This window comes from Mesonia algae, assembly GCF_003253545.1.
In the GTDB taxonomy this organism is placed as follows: Bacteria; Bacteroidota; Bacteroidia; order Flavobacteriales; family Flavobacteriaceae; genus Mesonia; species Mesonia algae.
The window spans coordinates 1-6,475 of sequence record NZ_QKYV01000015.1 but is presented as its reverse complement, the minus strand read 5'-3'; the positions used below and the strand labels follow the sequence as shown (position 1 = coordinate 6,475).

The following is a 6,475-nucleotide window of genomic DNA, read 5'->3' as shown; positions in this document are numbered from 1 at the left end:
AGCCAGAAATGCTGTTTTTAAATTGGTAATAATTCCCTTCAGAATCCGTAACATCAAAAACTAAATGGCTAATGTCTATTCCAAAATATTTAATATCTTTATTCATAAGAAAATGTTTTTTGAAAGGACAACCTACGCGAGTTTCAACGACTTAAAATCGAGGTCTAAAAGCCTCATAGAACTGTACGAAATCTGTGTAGAAAAGAGAGGGGATTTTCAATGTTGACGAAGTCTTAAGCTTCTGCGTATATAATAACCTTAATCCTCTCTTTGTTCTTTCTTTTTTATAGATCTTAATTTAATGTTTTTATTGAAATGCTAACTTAAGACGTATATAGCTCATAGCTAATTTGTTGCTCAAATGAAGTTAAGGCATATTTGGAAAGTCGCCAAATTTTTAAATTTGACGATTTCCAATAAAAAGATAAATAGTAAAATTTAAAAATCTGGCTTGTGCTCAATCCGAATAAATATCGCTAATTTGCACGCTACGAGCCATATACAAAACCGTTGCCAGTTATAGTAAAAATCGATTCTACTCTTATTATCTTTAGGGGTTTTTAAAATTATCAATGTATTTTTTATCGTTCGGATTTAAAAAATAATTTTACAATCGTTTTGAAAATATTTATCAGCAAAACGAATCAATTAATTGAGACTAAGATAAACTCTGCAAAACAAGATTGATCCAACTTTTAATAAACACAAATCGTAAAGGATTAAAAAAAAGAAAGCAGAAGTTTCTTAAATGTTGTCAGGTCATAAAAGTCAGTTAATCAAAAAAAAAGCAAAAACGATAAACATAACCTAAAATCAAAACCTTAAAATCTGTACGGGCTGCAAAGAGTTTTGCAAACACTTTTTGCTAATTATCGGTAAAAGCAAAACATGTTTAGCTTTTTCATCTTTGCGTTATTTTAAAAAGCAGAAACGGGGAAAAATTATTTCCAAATATTGCGGATAATAACTACAACAGGCAACACCGTATAACAGCAATTGCTGCGGATTTATCCTGCGGACAAATCCTTGCGTGCTCCATATTTCAGTATTTTACTTATCTTAGCTCTAAACCACGCAACTGACGGTTATACAAACACGTTAGCAGCAATTAAAAACAACCTAAATAAAAACAAGGAAGCAGAATGAAAGATTGGGGAGAATTGTCAGAAACATTTGAAAAAATTCATAAAAAAGCGATACTTAAAGAGCTTAATAATGAATCTGAAGCACAAACAAGATTTGATATTATAGATAGGGTCATAAGAGAAATTTTGCAGTATGTTCACGGACAAATAAGTGTAGAACCCCACACTGAAGGTGTAAGAAATGGTTTTATAGATTATATTTTATTAGCTAGTGAATATAAAATTATTGTAGAAGCAAAAAAAATTGGAGCTTCATTTCCTTCACCAACAAGAAGAAAAAAGCTTAAATTAACTGGAACAATTTTAGGGCAAGGTGAAATTTCTGAAGCTATTTCCCAAGCAGAAAGTTATGCGAGAAATATAGATGCTGATATAGTAATGGTAACAAATGGAGAATGCTGGTGCTACTACCCTTTGACTACCTCTAGTAGAAATAGTATATACGCATCATTACTATTTCCATTTGAAAATTTTGATGATGCTGAAACTCTTTATAATATTTTTTCAGTTAATAATGTTGAAAATCATAGCCTAAAATCTATAACCACAGATAATGATGTTATTCTTAATAACAAACTAATAGATACTTTAAATAATTCTGATTACAGACTAGGTAGAAACAATATTGCAGACCATATTATGCCTGGTATTGATTACGCTCTTTTATCTGACAATTTATTAAGAAATTCTGAGGTTCTAAATAGATGTTACGTTTCAACAGATAGTAGAGTTAAATTTGATACAACTCTTCAAATGCATCTTTCACAATATAAGCCTAATTTAATATTACCCGCTAAAAAAGTTAAAAGAGGTAATTCAAAAGATGATTTATTTAAACAAATTGATATTACTACTAATACAAATTCTAATCCTGTAACATTACTAATCGGTTCAGTTGGCTCAGGTAAATCAACTTACTTGAAGTACTTTGAGCTAGTTAAAAGTAAAGAACTTTTAAAAGAGAAAAAAGCACATTGGATTTATATCGACCTAGAAGAAATAGGTATAGATGGTAACCCAAGAGAATTTATTTATAATTCACTAAATAACTACTTATTAAAAGATAATAAAGAAAACCCAACTGATTATGAAAGTTTAATAGGACCTGCATACGCTAAAGAAATAGAAGCTTTATCAAGAGGACCGTATGCAATGTTGAAAAAAAACAAAGAAAAGTTTGAAGAAAAGATTATTGAATTAATAGATTCAGATTACAAAAAAGTAGAGCCGTATGTAAATAAAGTTTATAAATACCTTTCATCAAAACAATTGTGTGTTATTGTTATAGATAATGTTGATTTATTCGAAAATGAAGAATTAGAAAAAAGAGTTTTTTCAGAAGCTACATCTATATCTAAATCTATAAAATGTAGTACAATTGTTTCAATTAGAGATACAACCTTTATAAAACACAAGAACAACTCTATTTTTAATGCTTATGAATTAAAAAAATTCTGGATAAATCCCCCTTCTTTTAGAGAAGTCTTATCAAAAAGATTAATTTACGCTCAACATCTGCTAAAAGGAAAAAGTGCAGATGTTGAAATAAACAACGGAATTACTATTAAAGTTGATGATTTGAGTTTATTTTTCTCAATAGTTCAAAAAAGCGTTCTAAATGAAAACAATGGCAAGTTTTTAGAATATTTGAGTGATAGAAACCCTAGAAAAGGTCTTCACCTAATTCAAAACTTCTTAACTTCAGGACACATTCAAGCTGATAAAGCAATTAGAAACTACATTGAAGGTGAAGCAAATTTTACTTTTCCTTATCACGAACTTTTTAAAGGAAGTGTTTTAGGACAATGGAAATATTATAAAGAAACAAGAGCTGAAGCCATTAATATTTTTGAATCCAATTTAGGTAGCAGTTCATTACAATTAGTACGTCTTTATATATTACAATTTTTACATTCTCGTTCTAAAATAGGTCTTTCTGAGGTTTTACTTACAGACATTCGAGATGTTATTTCACAAATAGGTATTTCTATTGATTCAATAAAAAGTATTATTAAAACTCTTGTTAATCATTCTCTTATTCATTCTAATGAAGAACATTTAGAAGACCCGTCCTATTATATTACCTTAAGTGGAGGTTATTATATCGCATTTTTATCTAATTTAATGGTTTATACAGAATCTGTAATGCTCGACACAAATATTTATGATAACGATAAATTTGAAGAACTCACAGACCTAACGAATCAAATTGAATACGAAAGAGATATTTTGGAACGTATGAAAATCAGAAAAAATAGAATGATAGTTTTTCTTGAGTATTTAATTATCATAGAAAATAATATATTAAACAATCCAGAACTGGAAAAATTAAAATCAATAACACAAATCAAGGAAAAAATAACAAAAGAATTTGACAAAGCAATTTCCAGAATTGAATACAGAAATAAAAAAAGCTGCTAACAACGTGTATAATTAATGGCTAGTTATCGCCCACTTACGAAAATCCTAGCGGATTTTATATTCGGTTTTTATTTGCTAAATTAAATGCTTAAACACGCCACTAATCATACACAAACACGTTAGCAATTATAGTGAAAATCACCTCCGTTCCTATTACCTTCTAGTATTTTAAAAAATGAATTTCTCCTTATTATCTGTCTAATTTTAAAATCGTTCCAAAAATAATTTAACTGTAAAGCAGATTGATAAATTAAGATTTTTAAGTTTAAACCTACCAAACGATATAAATTCAATTTCTAATTAAATACAAAGCAGAACGGGTTAATTAAAAAAAAAGAGAAAAGCTGGTTCTCAAAGATTGTCAAATCATAAAAGTCAATTAATCAAAATAGCAGAAACGATAAACGCAACTTTAATAGCAGATTCTTAAAAGCAGGGCGGGCTGCAAAGAGTTTTACAAACACTTTTTGCTAAACATTGGTAAAAGCAAAACTCCGTTTAGCTTTTTCGCTTTTGCGTTATTTTAAAAGTTGAAACGGGTATTTAATAAAAAATTAATTCTAACAAAAAAAGGATAATAACTACAATAGCTAACAACGTATAACAGCAATTGCTACGGATTTATCCTGCGGACAAATCCTTGCGTGCTCAATATTTCAGTATTTTACTTATCTTAGCTCTAAACCACGCAACTAACGGTTATACAAAACCGTTGTACATAATTAAAAACCGAAATATGAGATTAACAATAATTACATTACTTCTAATATCAAATATTGGATTTTCACAGAACAAATTAACAGAGTTAAATTTTGATACGAAATATTATGACGCAGTTGACAATTGGGTTGTTTTTCCAAAAAAAGAAACTGACTCAACTTATGCCTATGGATTTATTTACATAGACCAAATGGCAGGTATAACTTTAAGATATGGAGGAACCTTAAAAATTGAAAAAGATAAATTTGTTTCTTCTGCAAAAGCAAATAATTCTATGATTATACATAGACTTACCAAAAAAACAAATAACGTTTATCAATTTAGTGACAAACAAATAAGTGAACTTGATTTACAAAAAGAGCCTGAATGGTTGAGCACATATAAATCAAATGAAAATACTGCTGAATATTTAAAAGATATTGGAAACCATCTCAATCACGCTGGAGCAGTAGATAAAGCATTAGTTCCTTTATTGAAAGCATATAAAATTGAACCGCATTTAAAAGGGTTGGAATTTGAATTATCATTTGCATATAATGCTCTCAAAGAATTTAACAAAGCGATTGAAATATTAGAAAAAGCGATAGAAAACAATCCAAACGATTATCAATTTTACAGAGAACTTGGTTATTCATATATGAATTTAGAACAAATTGATGAGGCTGAAAAAACATACTTGAAAGGAATAAAAATCTCTACAAGTGATTTTGAAAAAAGCGAAATGAGTGTAAATATGGCTCAAGCATATTTCAGAAAAAAGAATGAAAAGAAATTTAATGAATGGTCTGAAAAAACACTAAAATATGCAAAAGAAGGTTCACAATATGCACAGTATATAGAATATTTTAAAAAAGAGTGGAATAAAGAATAACTATGCACAACACCGTGTATATTTAATTGCTTGCTTTTAGCCAATTTACGAATGTCCTCGCGGACATTCTATTTGTGTCTTATTTACAAACTTTACTACTTAAACCAAGCAACTAACCATACACAAACACGTTGTGCGTAAGTTGAGGAACATTGAGGAAAACCGTAAAATTTTTACATTTGAATAACTTTTCTTTACAAAACGCAATTAAATAAAATTTTAAATAACTAGACCATTACAGAATGAGAAAAATTACTTTATTACTTATTGGAGTAACCTTTTTAGTTTCGTGCGGAAACAATAAAGAAGAACAAATGTTGTATGATTATCAACAAAAAAATGCAAAATCTCTGAATTTTGACCTTGAGGACTTAAATTTTGAAATTGACAAAGTAGAAAAAGTTGCCGACATAAAGGCTTCAGATAGTTTAAAAGTCTTAAAAGTAAAACTTGCTGAATATTGGACAAAAAATCCAGAACAATCATTAATTGACACCTTAAATTTTGAGTATGTTAAGAATGTTTTAAACAAATCAATAACTCAACAAGACACACTTTATAAATCTTATCAAGAATTAGTTTTATCTGCAATTCGCAGAAATGATATTTCATCGCAATATAGGTACAAAAGAGAAAGAGATAATGCAATGGATGAAAAATTATCAAATCAGAAAACACTCATTGAAATTGAAAGTCTTGAAGAATATTACAATCAGCTTGCTGACAAACCTGACTCTATACTTTCAACAAAATTTACAGCAAAATATTCACAAAACAATCCATTATTAGGAAATACCAAACAGACATTTGAAAAGACTTTTTACACAAACTCAGAACAAACTGAATTTGTGAAAACAGAATCGAATGAAAAAGAATAAAACCTACGCACAACACCGTATAAAAATAATTGCGGTTTAGTGCGTAACCAAAGGTCGTTGCGTGTTTGTAACATCTGATTTTCCTTCGGAAAATCCTCTCATACAAACCCGCAACTATTCTTATACATAACCGTTAACTACTATAAAACCTCAAAACAAAAATTCTAACTTTACGAGATTAACCTGTTTTTCAATTTTCTTACTCTACTCTGTTATTTAAAAAATAAAAAAAGAGATTTCAACAAAACGAGATTACTTTTGCTTCATTTTAAAAACCAAAAGCTATTCGGTTATTTTAATTAATAAAATTGAGATAAACGAGTTCAATTATAAGTTCTATGAGTAAACAATCTGTACGGCTAATTAAAAATCAATAAGTTTTAAGATAAACGAGATTGAAAACAATTCTAAGATTAACCAATCTGGTGGGTTAAATAAAT

The 6,475-nt window shown here is 28.6% G+C and carries 3 protein-coding genes and 1 pseudogene; 3 read left to right on the top strand and 1 reads right to left on the bottom strand.

The window, feature by feature from the left end:
- A pseudogene (locus LX95_RS14895) lies at nt 1-106 on the bottom strand (IS110 family transposase); the annotation flags it as partial.
- Between the two features lie 1,036 nt (nt 107-1,142).
- On the opposite strand from LX95_RS14895, the gene LX95_RS14185 reads away from it, so the two are divergent.
- The 3 genes from LX95_RS14185 to LX95_RS14175 all read left to right on the top strand — a co-directional run bounded on the left by LX95_RS14185 (nt 1,143) and on the right by LX95_RS14175 (nt 6,035).
- A complete protein-coding gene (locus LX95_RS14185) occupies nt 1,143-3,566 on the top strand; it encodes an AAA family ATPase (RefSeq protein WP_111542120.1) in 2,424 nt (807 codons plus the stop codon).
- 736 nt (nt 3,567-4,302) lie between these two features.
- Complete coding sequence (locus LX95_RS14180) at nt 4,303-5,157, top strand: tetratricopeptide repeat protein (RefSeq protein ID WP_111542119.1); 855 nt, start codon at nt 4,303-4,305, stop codon at nt 5,155-5,157.
- A 242-nt stretch (nt 5,158-5,399) separates the two neighbouring features.
- Entirely contained in the window at nt 5,400-6,035 is a 636-nt protein-coding gene (locus tag LX95_RS14175) for a hypothetical protein (RefSeq protein WP_111542118.1), read from the top strand.
- Nucleotides 6,036-6,475: the final 440 nt, after the last annotated feature.